The following is a 15,535-nucleotide window of genomic DNA, read 5'->3' as shown; positions in this document are numbered from 1 at the left end:
GTCATCGTGGCTTCCTTCCCTCAGGGAAGGATTGAGGATGGGCTTTTAAAGTTAACCGTTACTGTATCCATATTTTTTAAACCCATTAAAGTAGAGGCACTACCAACGGTTGTACTGTTGCTTTTATAAACCGCTATTTCTAAATATCCGGATGAATTAAAAACTACGAGACCTTTGCCTTCATCGTTTCGCTTAGACTCCTCAATTTCAAAATTTATTATATCGCTGTACTTTTGGTATATGGTCTTAAACTTATGATTTCGCGCTGAGATTTCATAGTCTCTCGTCTTTTGAATATTTTCAAAAAACTTTCGTTTTATATTCGTTACAACATTCCCATAATTATCAATGTAGATGACAGTACCAATAATTTGGTTTTGTTCGTCATTAACAAACGGAATTAAATTTTTAATCGGTTTTATGGTGTTAATAACTTTTCCTATGACCTCAAGCGTACCTCCTCTAGCAATATGGCAAGCGACCTTCACAAAAACATCAAGTACAGGAAAACTTGTTTCTATTTTGTCATGAATGTTTATTTCAACAATTTTTTCTGGAGCAATTTCTGAAGAAATCATACTCATTATACCATTGTTGGCGCATATAAAGTAATGGTCGTCTAACTTAACCGCAATATGCTTATTTTCAGGGCTTAACTCAGAATCAATTCCTATAATATGAATGGTGCCTTTTGGAAAACTACTGTATGCATTTTGAATAATATAAGCGGCTTCCGAAATATTAAAAGGGGAAATAGAATGTGAAATATCTACAATTTTTACATCAGAAAGTTCACTATAAATTGCACCTTTTATAGCACCAGCAAAGTGATCTTTTTCTCCAAAATCAGTCGTTAAAGTGATTATTGCCATGGATTGATTGTTGATATTTTTTTAAAAATTGTGATTGTAAAATCGTTAATTTTGGGTTACACAAAACTAAGAAAAGAAATCAGATTAATACATTAAAAAAAGCACGCTTTTGAACGAACTTATACTAGAACTCGAAGAAATTACTCCAAAAGAATTCTTCGGTCCGCAAAATGCAAATATTGAACTTCTTAAAAAGTATTTTCCCAAACTAAAAATTGTAGCTAGAGGCAATAAATTAAAGGCCTATGGCGATGAAGATTTACTCGAAGAATTTGACCATAGAATGACCATGCTCATGAAGCATTTTGGTAAATACAACAAACTTGATGAAAATGTTATTGAGCGGGTTTTAACAAGCCAAAGTAGTGACGATTACACAACCTCTGAAAAGAGTGGTGAAGTTATTGTACATGGTGTTGGTGGTAAGCTTATAAAAGCACAAACTGTAAACCAAAGAAAATTGGTAGAAAGTATTCGTAAAAACGATATGGTTTTTGCTATTGGTCCTGCAGGAACAGGTAAAACCTATACAGGTGTTGCTTTGGCAGTACAAGCTTTAAAAAATAAGGAAGTTAAGCGAATCATTTTAACACGACCTGCTGTTGAAGCTGGTGAAAATTTAGGATTTCTTCCTGGTGATTTAAAAGAAAAATTAGATCCATACATGCAACCGTTATACGATGCGTTGCGCGATATGATTCCTGCCGAAAAGCTTGAGAGCTATATAGAAAAGGGTGTGATACAAATTGCACCTTTAGCCTTTATGCGTGGTCGTACTTTAGATAATGCCTTTGTGATTTTGGACGAAGGACAGAACACCACACACGCGCAGATGAAGATGTTCTTAACACGTATGGGTAAAAACGCAAAGTTTCTGTTAACTGGAGATCCTGGACAGGTGGATTTACCACGTCGTACCATTTCTGGATTAAAAGAAGCTTTACTGGTTTTAAAGAATATAGAAGGCATCGGGATGATTTATCTAGATGATAAGGACGTTATCCGTCATAAATTAGTTAAGAAAGTTATAGCAGCTTATAAGAGTATTGAGAATCGTGATTAAAAAATTGAACTGTCATTGCGAGCAAAGCGTGGCAATCTTTTTAAATTAAATCAAAAAATATACAGATTACTACGTCGCATAGCGACTCGTAATGACATTACATTAAATAATGAGTAACACAATTATAGATACCAATTTCAATTTTCCAAATCAGAAAAGTGTTTACAAAGGAAAGGTAAGAGAAGTTTATAACATCAACGATGAGCAATTAGTAATGGTTGCTACTGACCGTTTAAGTGCTTTTGATGTAGTAATGCCTAAAGGAATTCCATACAAAGGGCAAATCTTGAATCAGATAGCGACAAAGATGATGAAAGAAACTGAAGATTTGGTACCAAATTGGTTGGTGGCTACACCAGATCCTAATGTTGCCGTTGGTCATTTATGCGAACCATTTAAAGTTGAAATGGTGATAAGAGGTTACATGTCTGGTCATGCTGCTCGTGAGTATAAGGCAGGTAAACGCATGCTTTGTGGAGTTGCAATGCCAGAAGGTATGAAGGAAAATGACAAGTTTCCGCAACCGATTATAACTCCAGCAACTAAAGCTGAAATGGGTGACCATGACGAGGATATTTCTCGAGAAGATATTTTGAAACGTGGTATTGTTACTGAAGAAGATTACGTTATTCTTGAAGACTACACTAGAAAGTTGTTTCAACGCGGAACAGAAATTGCAGCAAAGCGTGGACTGATTTTAGTGGATACCAAATACGAATTTGGAAAAACAAAAGACGGTAAAATTGTATTGATTGATGAAATCCATACACCAGATTCTTCGCGTTATTTCTATGCAGATGGTTACCAAGAACGTCAAGATAGAGGAGAAGCGCAGAAGCAACTCTCTAAGGAATTTGTGCGTCAATGGTTAATAAGCAATGGGTTTCAAGGATTAGAAGGGCAAACAGTTCCTTTTATGAGTGATGCATATATAGAAACCGTTAGTGAGCGTTACATTGAGCTTTATGAAAATATCACAGGTGAGACTTTTGTAAAAGCTGATGTGTCTGATATTCAGAATAGGATAGAGGTTAATGTTTTAGGGTATTTAGAAAACGTTTAATCGTTTATACGTTGAGTTGTTGTCATGCTGAATTTATTTCAGCACCTCATATTTTTTTAATTATTCAGATTCTGAAACAAGTTTAGAATGACATCCCTTAATATTTTCCTTTTAAAATCTTAGTATGATGCTCCACATGGTGTGCAGTCCACATAATAATTTCGCGTACAGGCATTTTTCCCATTAATGGATGTGGTAGTATTACCGTGTCTAAATTAGTATCACTGATTTTTTTGGTTTTGTATTGTAGTTTTTTGCTTTCCGTTTGAAGTCGGTTTAAAATGTAGTGCTTGTCGGCCAAAGTCGGTACTTTCATGTTTTGAGAGCCTTTAAATGTTTTGCCTTTGGCATCCAATAACCGTTCTTGATAACGTTTGACTGTAGTATCGTAATCTCTGACTGGTCTGTTGGCTTTTCCAAATTTAAAACGCAATAAAAACTTAGGCATACTTAAGGCATCATTCAGCGGTTTTATGCTTTGTAGTAAGTGTAAAGCTTGTTGTCCTTGTGTCCATTTGCCTTCAGGACCTTGTGTCCAAGCGTCATCTGGTTGTTTTTCTAACCAAGATATTAATTCAGCATGTTTGGCTTCTATTAAGTCAGCAATTGTTTCTTTATCCATAGGGTTTTTAATGATAAAGAAAAGATAGGAAAAAATATGATTGTACGTTTATTTGTGGATATGTTTATTAGTTTCACTAATCACTAATCACTAATCACTAATCACTAATCACTAATCACTAATCACTCTTCAGCTTCTTTATCCTGGACAACAATTTTATCCTTTTTAAATATTGGAACCATGTAAGAGACATTAAATCCAAAACCTACACCAAACCTACCGCTATCAAACGTTCTGTTGAAGCCTGGTATGTAAAGATTTTCATAATTATCAGGCTCAGTTTCGGTAATTAAACCTTTGAGTTGTGCATTAATACCAGCAAAGAAATTATTGAATAATTCTGCTTTTATACCTATTTGTATTTCGACCCAAATAGCAGTTAAACCTTTAAATTCTTCACTTTCATTTACTGTAAATTGTTCGCCCCAATATTGATTATAGAAATCGTAAATAACATAATTATTTCGGGTTTGACTAAAGGTGCTTGCTCCGACTCTAAAACCGGTATAAATCATGTTTTGCATGTCTAGCCAGTTTGTATATAAGTTAATATCTACACCACCTTTAAAATAACTACCTTTTGTGGTATTGCTTAACACTTCGTTTTCAATGGTACGTTCTTCATTACCAATTTCGCCAGCTAGGTACATTTTTTTGGTAAGACGATAATCTCCCATAAGCTCTAGACCTGTATAGTTGTCATCAAAAAAAGTGCGAGCTAATTTGCTAAGGTCAGCACCTAATCTCAGTCCATATTTTTGCTTATAGACTAAGGTGTCCTTTACGGTTTTCTTTTCTTGTTGTGCAAATACCATTGTAGAAAACAACAGCAATACAACAATACTTCTAATGGAAGATGTTAACATGTACTGTGTTTTCATTATTAATTGTTGTTTCAACTATTTCTATATTATCAATCCATGTATCTCCACCTGTATCTAAAGTTATATTCAAAAGCTCAAAAATGCTTTTATAACCACAAGCTCTTGAGACGTATTCAAATTCTGTGTTGTATGTTATTTCTATGATGTCAGTGCTAGAATCAGTAGTGCCATCATCATCTAAGCGTAGATCAGTGTCTTTTTCTAATACAAAACGAGAGATTACAAAATCGTTACCTAAGTCATCGTTGATTCTTAATGGTAATGCAATCTTATTACTAGTTATATTAAATACATATGCGTCATCATCATCATGTCTTGTTATAATTTTATCTGATGCTTCTGTCGGCTCGATTATTGATCCATTTTCATCTGTAATTAAACCTTCACCATAAACCGTAAGATTAGGGACACTCTTTAATTCCTCAGGATTGTCAGTATCGTAAAATTCAATTATTAGCCTTGATGTTGTAGTTGTGCTTTCTGCACAGATGTCATCGCGCTCGCAATTTTGTAATGTAACAAGAACTATTAAGCCTAATATGAGGAAGGTATAGTATTTTGTTTTCAATAATAATCTCATAGAATATTGTTGATTCGTTTATTTGTTTAGTTGATAATTGCGCAATGCATTTAACATGTTGGTTATCTTTTCAATTTTTTGTCGTGCTAATATATAATCATTCTCAGATATAAAACCTAAATCCTTACCAATAATCAACTGATTTAAAACTTCCATTGCAGAACTAAATGAAATCGTTGTAAAATGGGCTTTGTCTTTTTGTGTTTTTCTTGAAGTGCCTTCAGCTAAATTTGATGAAATAGAAATAGAAGCTCTTCGTAATTGACTTGTTAATCCAAATTTTTCTTCTGATGGAAACGTATCAGTAAGCGTATATATTAATTTTACAAGAACAATAGATTCTTGCCAAACGTCTAATTTTTCAAAGGAGTAAATCTTCATTTTCGTATCAACAAATCAACAAATCAACACATCAACAAATTAACGTTTCTCAAATAAAACAACAGTTTCAATATGTGCTGTATGCGGAAATTGGTCCACTAAACTTAGTTTTTTAATCTCGTAACCAGCTTGCATTAATTGCTCTGTGTCTCTGGCTTGTGTTGCCGGATTACAAGATACATAAACCAAACGTTCTGCATTTAGGTTTATTATTTTTTTAAGAGTTTTGGGGGCAATGCCAGCACGTGCTGGATCTAGAATAATCGTTCTAATTTTATTGGTATATTTTGGATGTTCATTTAAAAATTTACCAACATCAGCAGCATAGAACTTTAGTCCTTCAATATTATTTCTCTTAGCATTTTCTTTTGCATCCTCAATAGCAGATGCCACAATATCTACACCAACAATTTTGGTGTTATTGGCTTTGCTAGCAATGATTTGTCCAATAGTTCCTGTGCCACAAAACAAATCTAAAACTACAGTGTTATCAATGGCTGCTTTGTTTTCTAATGCGTAATCAACAACTTTTGAATATAATTTTTCAGCACATTTAGGATTGGTTTGAAAAAAGCTTTTCATGCTAATTTCAAAATTTAAATTGAGAAGTTCTTCAACAATTTTATCTTCTCCATAAACCAAGTTAATACTTCCTGTTGTAGCTATGGTTCTGTCTCCAATTTCATCATTTATTGTATGTAGAAGTCCTGCAACACGATCGCCAAACAGTTCTACCAAATAGTTCGCAAATTTATCTAAATCAAACTCAGGTAGATCATAAGACGTTGTAACTAAATTGAATAACAACTGATTGGTTTTATACGATTTTCTAACCACAAAATAACGAAAGAAACCTTCCTTTTTTGGTGCGTGCCAAGGTGCTAATCCAGTAGCTTCACAATAATTTTTAATGTCTTTGAGGTGATTTTCAAACTCAGCATCAAATAAGCCAGAATCACTATTTAAATTATCTCCACACCACCAAGTACCACGCTTTTTAAATCCTAAAGTAAACTCATCAACATCGGTTTTTAATTCACGATTATAACCAATAGCAGAAAAGCCATACTCCATTTTATTTCTGTAATGAAATGTGTTTGGTGACTTTACAAATTCATCGAACTTTGCTTCAATGTCTGAAACTTTACCGATTCGTTTAAACAACTCTAAAGTACTCTCCTTTTTATATTGATGTTGTTTTTCAATAGGCAACTGCATGTATGGTGCACCAGGAATATCTTGATAAGGCATATCCACTTCATCTTCCGAAGGTTTTAAAACTTCAAAAAGCTTACATTCAGCATACTTTTTACTCGATTTTTTTACCTGTGCTTTAACCAATTGTCCTGGTAGTGTATTTGGAACGAAAACCACAAACTCGCCATGTTCATTACGAATACGGCCAATGCCTTTTCCGCCAAAAGCATAATCTTCAATTAAGATGTCTATTACTTGGCCTCGTTTTACAAATGGGTTACGTTCTCTTCTTGGCATTTATGAAAAATTAGAGTGCAAAGATATCTTTATTTTATAAATACGTAAGCCGAAAAACAACAGTATAATTTAGGTTATCTTTAATTGATTTAATTTTTTTTGAACCTTTTTTAATATTCTACGTCTTTAGAGTATGCAAGTCATAAATATCCATAAGCGATCAATACAACAACCAAAAGAAAAGGTGTCTCAACTGTTTAAAACTTTGGCGACACAAAACGATCTAGTTTGGCCATACGAACACTGGCCAGCCATAAGATTCAATGATGGAATGAATATTGGGAGTCGTGGTGGTCATGGTTTCGTGCGCTACACAATTATTGATTTTAGGGAAGGAGAGTATATTAAGTTTCAATTTTCAAAACCAGATGGATTTAATGGTATCCATGAGTTGAAAATAACGGCTCTTAATAGTAATACGACAGAAATAAGGCACGAGATTAATGCTAAACTATCCTTTAAAGCAGTTTTATTATGGGTTTATGCAGTCCGTTGGCTTCATGATGCGCTAATAGAAGATGCTTTTGATAAAGTTGAAAATCATTTTTTAGCTGAGAAGAAAGAAACAACATATAATGTGTGGGTAAAGCTTTTACGAAAAATTTATAAAAGTAAATCCTTTCAAACTAAACTTGCTTAATTGAAAACTGACCAAAGCATAGATGAAAAATTAGTTAACGCCTATAAAAATGGTGATAAAAAGGCGCTTGCTCTATTGGTGAAACGATGGCATAAATTGTTTTGTGATAAAGCCTATTGGTTGGTAAAGGATAAGGATGCGGCAAAAGATATTGCCCAAGATAGTTGGTCGATTATTATTAACAAGATAGAAGATTTAAAAGAGCCAAGGCAATTTAAATTTTGGGCGTATAGAATTGTATGTAATAAGTCTACGGATTGGTTAAGAGAGCAGACCAAAAATCAAAAACGAACAGTTGGTTATGATAAGGAAATAGAAAGCTTTGAAGAGCATTATTCAGAAAATCAGATTCAGAAACAGATACTTTTAAAAGCTATAAATGCACTTCCTGAAAACCAAAGGGAAGTAGTAAAACTTTTTTACCATCAAGATTATAAGCTGAAGCAAATAAGTAAACTGTTAAATATATCTGTAGGAACAGCTAAATCACGACTATTTCATGCAAGAGAAAAATTAAAAAAAACTTTAAAACATAGAAATTATGAAAACTAAAATTGAAGACATCGACAAATTAATTAAAGATACATTGACTGAAGAAGAAGCTAAATTTTATGATGATTTAGACGAACAAAATGTCTGGCAGATGATTGGTGGTCTGTACAAAGGAAAAAACGTGTGGTTAACTGTTATTATGCACATCATTAATATAGCTGCATTTGGATTAATGCTTTATTGCCTTTTTCAAACGTTTGATGTAGAAAAAACTAATGACCTTATGCTTTGGATTGCAGGATTTTTTCTAAGTTTGAGTGTAATGAGTATGTTGAAAATCTATGCTTGGATGCAGATTCATAGAAATGCCATGACAAGAGAAATAAAACGATTAGAACTTCAAGTATCTTCGTTGAGTAGTAAAATTTCGGAATAGAATTTTTTATCAATTTATTATTTAGTAATTTGCAGACCTCTAGGGATGATTTCTCTCCCACGCTGCTTTTTCAAGGCTTCACCATAACTTCAAAAATGGTTACGCAAAGCTTTTGAAGGAATAAAGGTAGAGCAGGAATGGTTATTTTATTCACAATTAAATTATTTTAAAATGGCTGTTTTAGACCAATTAACATCGCAACAAGCGATCGATTTAGAAAACAAGTATGGTGCGCACAATTACCATCCACTACCTGTAGTATTAAGTAGAGGAGAAGGTGTGTATGTTTGGGACGTAGAAGGTAAAAAGTATTACGATTTTTTATCTGCATACTCTGCCGTAAACCAAGGACATTGTCATCCAAAAATTGTTGGAGCAATGACTAATCAGGCACAAAACTTAACATTAACCTCTCGTGCGTTTTATAACGATATGCTTGGTAAATATGAGAAGTATGCTACTGAATATTTTGGTTTCGATAAATTACTACCAATGAATACAGGTGCTGAAGCTGTAGAAACGGCTTTAAAACTTTGTAGAAAATGGGCTTATGAGGTTAAAGGTATTGATGAAAATGAAGCTGAAATTATAGTTTGCGAGAATAACTTTCACGGAAGAACAACGACTATAATCTCTTTTAGTAATGACCCTGTAGCTCGCAAAAATTTTGGGCCTTATACCAAAGGATTCATTAAAATAGAATATGATAATTTAAATGCCTTAGAAGAGACTTTAAAAAGCAATTCTAATATTGCAGGTTTCTTGGTTGAGCCAATACAAGGTGAAGCAGGTGTGTACGTGCCAAGTGAAGGTTACTTAGCAAAAGCAAAAGCCTTATGTGAAGCTCATAATGTTTTATTTATTGCAGACGAAGTACAAACAGGTATTGCAAGAACAGGTAAACTTTTAGCTGTGGATCATGAAAATGTAAAGCCAGATGTTTTAATTCTTGGTAAAGCATTAAGTGGTGGTGCTTATCCTGTATCAGCTGTTTTGGCAAATGATAATATTATGAATGTCATTAAACCAGGGAATCACGGAAGTACGTTTGGAGGAAATCCTGTTGCTGCTGCAGTGGCAATTGCTGCTTTAGAAGTTGTTAAGAATGAAGATTTAGCTGAAAATGCTGAAAGATTAGGACAATTGTTTAGAAGTGAGCTTGCTAAGTTTATCGAGACGAGTTCTATTGCAAATTTAGTAAGAGGAAAAGGCTTGTTGAATGCCGTTGTAATCAACGACGATGAAGAAAGTGATACCGCTTGGAATATCTGCTTACGTTTAAGAGATAATGGTTTACTGGCTAAGCCAACTCATGGAAACATTATTCGTTTTGCGCCACCTTTAGTAATGAATGAAGAACAATTATTAGATTGTGTCTCAATAATTATTAAGACTTTAAAAGAATTTGAAGCTTAAAGCTTCATTGTATTTATAATAAAAAAGCGATTTTCTTAATTGAAAATCGCTTTTTATGTTTAAGCAACTAAACTACTGGTTTTGTTGCCATTGTTCCATCATTTCTTGAGATTGTCTCATGAGCTCATCCCAACCAACGGTGTAAATTCTATAAATAGTCATTATTAAATAAATAACATTTATAATTAAGATTACTAGAGCTACTATTTTAGCTGTGTTCATATTTTTTACGCTTGCTAAATCATAATTTTCAGGATTTAAGCTGGCTTTTTTTAGATTACTATTAGCAATAAGAAAAGCTGGACCTGCAAGCAATACTCCAAGACCACCAAAACAGCAGCATAATAATCCTAAAATAGCTAAAACATAAACAATAGCTGGGTTTAATCTTTGTTGTTCCATAATTGAAATTTTATTTTAAGTAAAGTTTGATTAGAAAATTGCTAATAATAATAAATACATTAGCTAAAGCCAATATAACAATAATTTTATTGCTGTATTTGATTTTTTTAAAACTGTTAATTATAAGAAACCCAAACAAAGCAATAAGTGTGTAAATGGCAGGATACATAAAAAAAGCATCAACAAGCTGTCCTTTTAATAGTAAAATAACAGAGCGTTGCAGTCCACAACCCATGCACTCAAAGCCAAACAACTTTTTGTTTAAGCATGGCAACATATAATCTTCAAGACTTTTAATCGCTAAAAACATAGTGCTAAATTAAGGTTTTATGGAATAATTATATAATTGCTATTGTAAATTGTCCAAAACCGTATTTTTGTATTCTAATCAACATTAAACTATGAGTATTTCTAGAATTATAAACTTAATATGTATAGTTGTTGGCGGAATAATTGCCATATACGCACAAGCTGAGGAAAAACAAAACACCTACTTATTAATGGGTGGAATAATGTTGTTAATGTTTGGTATTTATAGAATGTCTAGAAATATTCCTAGTAAATACGACAAAGAACAAGAGGACACCATAGTTAAAAGTGAAAATGATGAAGATTAAAAAAGGTGATGTTGTTGAAACTGTTGATGATGCTATTATTGGCACTGTAACTAAGATTAATGGTAATACTATTACTATTGAAGATGAGGATGGTTTTGAATTTCAGTTTGAAGCCCGTGAACTCATACTTTCTGTTTCAGAAAATAAAATTGATAGCTCTGTTTTTGATGTTGATATAGAGTCTATAAAGAAAGAAAAGGAACTCAAAAAAAGAAAACAAACACCCAAAGTAAAACCCAAAGAGCGTCATGCTCCTAAATTTGAAGTTGACTTACATATTCATCATCTTACAGATTCTACACGCAACATGACTAATTTTGATATGCTCAACTTACAATTAGATACCGCACGAAAGCAATTAGAATTTGCCATAAAAAAACGCATTCCAAAAGTCGTATTTATACATGGAGTAGGTGAAGGTGTGCTTCGTCAGGAGTTGGAAACAATGTTTGGTAGGTATAATAATGTAAAGTTTTATGATGCTGATTATAAAACTTATGGTTTAGGTGCTACTGAAGTTAAGATATTTCAGAATATAGCACCTTGAATTTAATCAATTTCTGTTGTAAAACTAATAGCGCCAGTTTCATACGTTCCAAAATCGATTACAGTTGCACTGATAATTTCTATGCCAGTGTTAGTTACTGTAAACTCCGTTTTAATAACCCTCTTGTAAGTATTATTAATAAAACCAGAATCAGCAAATTCTTCCATGGCAGTTGGGTGATTATATAGATAACGATAAATGTTCATGCCATTTTCATCAAGAACTATATTGTTTTGACTTCTTGGGTTTTCATTTTCATCGATATCTTCTAATCTTGTAAGTACGCCATCTCCATCATCATCATCATCTAAATAATTGGGTTTGTCATCACCATCAGTGTTTAATGGGTTAGTATTAGGATCATTATCACTATCACTGTCATTTAGTTCATTGATTGTTAGTACATTGTCGTTATCGTCATCTTGATCAATATAATCTGGGAATCCATCACCATCAGTATCCTGTGGATTGTCTATGCCTCCAGGACCGTATTCGTATTCATTTGGTACTCCATCTTCATCGTCATCTTCAATAGTAATTGATACATAAACTGTTCCGCTATTAGCTTCATAATCTTCTCGTATAGTTAAATCAGAAGGTGGTACAACAGAACAGATATCACTAGCATCTATGGCTCTGTTATAAGTTCTGTAGATAAACCTTACGGTAGTTTCGTTAATATCAAAATCTTCTTCAATATTTAATTCCGTGAGTTCGCTAGCTGGTGTGTCATTTTCAAAGAAATTTTCGTAAGGTTCACCATCTCTTGGAAATATTAAAATTAAAGCTTCGTTAGGATCTTCTCTAGAATCAAATAAGATGTAAGAATCCTCAAAATTTTCGCAAAGTTCTAATTCTTCATCAAACTCTAAATCCACAGAAATAATATCACCATCATCACATGTGGTTAAAAATGCTAAACAAAAGATTATAAAAAAACGACGTATCATAGCTTCAATTTTGAACAAAAATAATGGATTTGTAAAATTATAACGTTGCATTATCTAAATAATTTTATTTACGATATTTTTGCACTATGAAGTCCGTATATTTAGATAACGCAGCAACTACAGCGTTGCGACCAGAAGTTGTTGAACGAATGACCCAAGTTTTGCAAGAAAACTATGGTAATGCCTCTTCAATACATAGTTTTGGCAGAGCTTCTAAATCCCTTTTAGAACAATGCAGAAAAAATATAGCCAGCTATTTTAAAGTTTCGGCTTCTGAAATTGTTTTCACTTCTGGAGGAACAGAAGCAGATAATTTAGCATTGCGCAGTGCTGTAAGAGATTTAGGTGTTACAGAAATTATTACATCTAGAATAGAGCATCATGCGGTTTTGCATACTGCAGAACAATTACAAAAGGAATATAATGTAAGGCTAAGCTATGTCGATTTAGATGATTGCGGCTTGGTTGATTATAGCCATTTACAAGAATTGTTACAGACTTCGGATAAGGCTATAGTAAGCTTAATGCATATTAATAATGAAATTGGAAACATTCTAGATATAGAGTGCGTTGCCAAAATGTGTAAGGAAAACAACGCTCTATTCCATACGGATGGAGTGCAGTCTGTTGGGCATTACCAAATAGATTTAAATAAAATTCCTATTGATTTTATGGCTGCTAGTGCCCATAAATTTCATGGACCAAAAGGTGTTGGTTTCTGTTATATTAGAAAAGAATCTGGTTTAAAACCTTTAATTTTTGGAGGTGAACAAGAAAGAGGATATAGAGCTGGTACGGAGTCAACCCATAATATTGTTGGGATGGACGAAGCATTAAAAATAGCATACACTAATTTAGCTGTAGAAAAGGATTATATCTCTGAGTTAAAGACTTACTTCATTCAACAATTAAAAGATAATTTAGAAAATGTGAGCTTTAATGGTGGGTGTGAAGATGCAATAAACAGCACGTATACTTTGGTGAATGTATGTTTACCAATTGCTCCAGAAAAAGCACCAATGCTTCAGTTTCAGTTAGATTTAAAAGGTATAGCATGTTCTAAAGGAAGTGCGTGCCAAAGTGGAAGCAGTCAACAATCTCATGTGCTTTCAGCAATATTGGATGATGATAAGCTAAAGCGTCCATCTGTACGTTTTTCGTTCAGTATTTTTAATACCAAAGAAGAATTAGACTATGTTGTTAAGGTACTAAAGGCTTTTGTTAATTCTTAACGATTACCTTTTCAGATTTTACTGTGTTTGTATTAGAAGTTACATTCACAATATAAACACCATCGCTTAAATCTACTGTAGATAACTCATAGCGATTAGATACAACATCATACTGACTATTTAGCATACGTTTACCAGCAACATCAAAAACTTCAATAGATTTTATATCTAATCCATTTGGATTTAATACCGCAAGTTGATGGATTCCATTGTTTTGGATAACAGTTAGTTTACTAACTTCAAAATCATCAACACCCAATGATTGACCTGGTGTAAATACGATTTCAAAACGATCTGTGTAGGTTCCTGGATCTATGTTTAGCTCGTAATCTTGGTCTCTAAGGTTGACATAAATTTCATTTTCAATATCATGAATATAGATGCCTTGAGAGTCATCAAAATTCTGGATATCAAAAATTCTAAATCTAAGCGGTTGCTGTTGTTCTATATCGACGTTAAGCGGAATAACTAAAGCTTGTTCAAAAGGGTATGCCTGTGCTGAATAAGCCTTGTTGTCTAAAGTAAAGTAAGTATCTGAAGCATGATTGTCAGATCGACTTAATTCTAAACCATAATCAAAACCAGCTGTTGCTGTATCATGAAAATTCAATAAAAGCTGTCTTGTGTATTGTGATTGGTTAACACTAAAATCTACATTAACTCTAAAACGTTTATAGTCGCTTGGTACAATAGGAAGCCCATTTTCTTGAAATTGAATTTCGCCTGTATCTGTATTCGTAACATTAGCATTTCTAAAGAAATAACTTTGAGCACCTTCTTTTACATAAGCGCGATGTTCATTTTTTGCACGTACAGTACCAGTTGTGCCAACTCTGCCTTCTACCATAAATCCTTGACCTATTGGGATATAGCGTTGCGCCATTTTAGTGCCTGAAGCTGGTGGGCCAGGTGGAAGCGAATACATATTATCTTGCTCGTCATAAGTGAAAAACACCGCAGGAGTATTAGATATAATTACACCTGATGAGTTAATTGTAAATTCCGAATAACCTCCTACATACTCCTGTAAGACATGCGTTTGAGTTTGAGATGTACTAGCGTCTTGTTCCCAATAAAATAAAGTGCCAGTTATGGCTGCTTGATTTTGAGTATCGTGTATAAAAGCAGCAGAGTCCATAGCACTAGGATATGGATTACCTACCAAGGTAAAATCTCCTGCAGCAACAGGGTTTGCCATTGTACCATTGTTTGGCTTACCTCTAAAATCGTATGTTGTATTGCCAGTACTGGCAGTTCCATTTCCTTTCATTGTAAATCCTAATCCAGGATTTATATCACCAGTATCACCAGCAAAAATCCAATCTGCATAAGCACTTGAGGACACATAAGTCCACAACCATCGTGTTGATATTAATAAAGGGCTAGCGGTTCCGTTATACGCAGCAGTAAAAGCACTATTATTACTATCAATTGTACTTGCTGTAGCTAGTAAAGGGTCATCCAATTGGTTTATTCTATAATCGTTATTACCACTAGTATTGGATAGAATACCACCAACAGGAGAGCACCAATAGTTGTATGCCCACTGATTAACGGTTCCGTCTTGGTAAACACTTAGTTCTCCAATTCCAGAATTACCAGTTGTACCAGCGCCTTGTAGTAATTGCGATTCGCTTCTTAGATATAGTTTGGCTGTAGCTTCCTCTAGATTAACATCATCCTCAACATACAGGACTTGATCATTTACATAGACAAAGGCGTTGTTCCTTACACTAAGTTGTGCAGAAGCCATACTAAAACATAGCATTAGGCATGCGATGAGGGAATATTTCATGCTTTTAAAATTTTTAACTATAGCTTAGTAGGGTAACCTAAAGTGAATT

General features: G+C 33.6%; 19 protein-coding genes. 9 read left to right on the top strand and 10 right to left on the bottom strand.

The genetic code is table 11. The features are described from left to right. Window positions 1-20 precede the first annotated feature (20 nt). The gene (locus tag ACFFGA_RS09860; RefSeq protein WP_386063214.1) at window positions 21-872 is read right to left on the bottom strand and encodes an SAM hydrolase/SAM-dependent halogenase family protein; all 852 of its coding nucleotides are present in this window, start codon (window positions 870-872) and stop codon (window positions 21-23) included. A 109-nt stretch (window positions 873-981) separates the two neighbouring features. On the opposite strand from ACFFGA_RS09860, the gene ACFFGA_RS09855 reads away from it, so the two are divergent. Continuing rightward, on the top strand, window positions 982-1,935 hold the full coding sequence (locus tag ACFFGA_RS09855; protein WP_386063211.1) for a PhoH family protein: 954 nt from the start codon (window positions 982-984) through the stop codon (window positions 1,933-1,935). A 109-nt stretch (window positions 1,936-2,044) separates the two neighbouring features. After that, entirely contained in the window at window positions 2,045-2,998 is a 954-nt protein-coding gene (locus tag ACFFGA_RS09850; protein WP_386063208.1) for a phosphoribosylaminoimidazolesuccinocarboxamide synthase, read from the top strand. A gap of 97 nt (window positions 2,999-3,095) precedes the next feature. Here the strand turns inward: ACFFGA_RS09850 and ACFFGA_RS09845 are convergent, their stop codons facing one another. The 5 genes from ACFFGA_RS09845 to rlmD form a co-directional block, all read right to left on the bottom strand. Beyond that, window positions 3,096-3,620: a DinB family protein gene (locus tag ACFFGA_RS09845; RefSeq protein WP_386063206.1), complete on the bottom strand. Its 525-nt coding sequence runs from the start codon at window positions 3,618-3,620 to the stop codon at window positions 3,096-3,098. Window positions 3,621-3,742: 122 nt separating this feature from the next. Next, window positions 3,743-4,501 carry a DUF6048 family protein gene (locus ACFFGA_RS09840; RefSeq protein ID WP_386063203.1) on the bottom strand — a complete coding sequence of 253 codons (759 nt, stop codon included), beginning with the start codon at window positions 4,499-4,501 and terminating at the stop codon, window positions 3,743-3,745. Next, window positions 4,467-5,084 carry a DUF6452 family protein gene (locus ACFFGA_RS09835; RefSeq protein WP_386063200.1) on the bottom strand — a complete coding sequence of 206 codons (618 nt, stop codon included), beginning with the start codon at window positions 5,082-5,084 and terminating at the stop codon, window positions 4,467-4,469. The genes ACFFGA_RS09840 and ACFFGA_RS09835 overlap by 35 nt, the downstream gene beginning before the upstream one ends. 18 nt (window positions 5,085-5,102) lie before the next feature. Continuing rightward, on the bottom strand, window positions 5,103-5,465 hold the full coding sequence (locus ACFFGA_RS09830; protein ID WP_386063197.1) for a four helix bundle protein: 363 nt from the start codon (window positions 5,463-5,465) through the stop codon (window positions 5,103-5,105). A gap of 39 nt (window positions 5,466-5,504) precedes the next feature. After that, window positions 5,505-6,959: a 23S rRNA (uracil(1939)-C(5))-methyltransferase RlmD gene (rlmD, locus tag ACFFGA_RS09825; protein WP_386063194.1), complete on the bottom strand. Its 1,455-nt coding sequence runs from the start codon at window positions 6,957-6,959 to the stop codon at window positions 5,505-5,507. Between the two features lie 205 nt (window positions 6,960-7,164). Between rlmD and ACFFGA_RS09820 the strand changes: the two genes are divergently transcribed. From ACFFGA_RS09820 to rocD, 4 genes are all read left to right on the top strand, one after another. Beyond that, a complete protein-coding gene (locus ACFFGA_RS09820) occupies window positions 7,165-7,599 on the top strand; it encodes a hypothetical protein (protein ID WP_386063191.1) in 435 nt (144 codons plus the stop codon). Then, window positions 7,600-8,151 carry an RNA polymerase sigma factor gene (locus ACFFGA_RS09815; protein WP_386063188.1) on the top strand — a complete coding sequence of 184 codons (552 nt, stop codon included), beginning with the start codon at window positions 7,600-7,602 and terminating at the stop codon, window positions 8,149-8,151. It begins immediately after the preceding gene. Further along, a complete protein-coding gene (locus tag ACFFGA_RS09810) occupies window positions 8,141-8,527 on the top strand; it encodes a DUF6768 family protein (protein ID WP_386063185.1) in 387 nt (128 codons plus the stop codon). The genes ACFFGA_RS09815 and ACFFGA_RS09810 overlap by 11 nt, the downstream gene beginning before the upstream one ends. Window positions 8,528-8,698: 171 nt before the next feature. Next, window positions 8,699-9,943, top strand: coding sequence for an ornithine--oxo-acid transaminase (gene rocD / locus ACFFGA_RS09805; protein ID WP_386063182.1), 1,245 nt, complete (start codon window positions 8,699-8,701; stop codon window positions 9,941-9,943). A gap of 72 nt (window positions 9,944-10,015) precedes the next feature. On the opposite strand, the gene ACFFGA_RS09800 is transcribed toward rocD, so the two are convergent. Both ACFFGA_RS09800 and ACFFGA_RS09795 read right to left on the bottom strand, forming a co-directional pair. After that, on the bottom strand, window positions 10,016-10,345 hold the full coding sequence (locus tag ACFFGA_RS09800) for a CCC motif membrane protein (protein ID WP_386063179.1): 330 nt from the start codon (window positions 10,343-10,345) through the stop codon (window positions 10,016-10,018). A 10-nt stretch (window positions 10,346-10,355) separates the two neighbouring features. Then, window positions 10,356-10,622, bottom strand: coding sequence for a DUF2752 domain-containing protein (locus ACFFGA_RS09795; protein WP_386064336.1), 267 nt, complete (start codon window positions 10,620-10,622; stop codon window positions 10,356-10,358). Window positions 10,623-10,746: 124 nt separating this feature from the next. Here ACFFGA_RS09795 and ACFFGA_RS09790 point away from each other — a divergent pair, with 124 nt between their 5' ends. Together ACFFGA_RS09790 and ACFFGA_RS09785 are read left to right on the top strand one after the other, a co-directional pair. Next, window positions 10,747-10,962 carry a hypothetical protein gene (locus ACFFGA_RS09790; RefSeq protein WP_386063176.1) on the top strand — a complete coding sequence of 72 codons (216 nt, stop codon included), beginning with the start codon at window positions 10,747-10,749 and terminating at the stop codon, window positions 10,960-10,962. Continuing rightward, the gene (locus ACFFGA_RS09785) at window positions 10,952-11,509 is read left to right on the top strand and encodes a DUF8465 domain-containing protein (protein WP_386064335.1); all 558 of its coding nucleotides are present in this window, start codon (window positions 10,952-10,954) and stop codon (window positions 11,507-11,509) included. Before ACFFGA_RS09790 ends, ACFFGA_RS09785 begins: the two co-directional genes overlap by 11 nt. A gap of 2 nt (window positions 11,510-11,511) precedes the next feature. Here ACFFGA_RS09785 and ACFFGA_RS09780 read toward each other — a convergent pair whose 3' ends face one another. Next, the gene (locus ACFFGA_RS09780; RefSeq protein ID WP_386063173.1) at window positions 11,512-12,510 is read right to left on the bottom strand and encodes a hypothetical protein; all 999 of its coding nucleotides are present in this window, start codon (window positions 12,508-12,510) and stop codon (window positions 11,512-11,514) included. Between the two features lie 35 nt (window positions 12,511-12,545). Here ACFFGA_RS09780 and ACFFGA_RS09775 point away from each other — a divergent pair, with 35 nt between their 5' ends. Further along, window positions 12,546-13,691 (top strand): cysteine desulfurase family protein, encoded by a 1,146-nt coding sequence (locus tag ACFFGA_RS09775; RefSeq protein ID WP_386063170.1) that lies wholly within the window; start codon window positions 12,546-12,548, stop codon window positions 13,689-13,691. Here ACFFGA_RS09775 and ACFFGA_RS09770 read toward each other — a convergent pair. Next, on the bottom strand, window positions 13,681-15,486 hold the full coding sequence (locus ACFFGA_RS09770; protein WP_386063167.1) for a DUF8693 domain-containing protein: 1,806 nt from the start codon (window positions 15,484-15,486) through the stop codon (window positions 13,681-13,683). The two genes, ACFFGA_RS09775 and ACFFGA_RS09770, sit on opposite strands and share 11 nt — an antisense overlap. Between the last annotated feature and the right edge of the window lie 49 nt (window positions 15,487-15,535).

It is taken from the genome of Winogradskyella pulchriflava (assembly GCF_042434315.1).
GTDB classification, from domain to species: Bacteria; Bacteroidota; Bacteroidia; order Flavobacteriales; family Flavobacteriaceae; genus Winogradskyella; species Winogradskyella pulchriflava.
The sequence above is the reverse complement of the archived record's forward strand: the minus strand, read 5'-3'. Positions and strand labels throughout refer to the sequence as shown.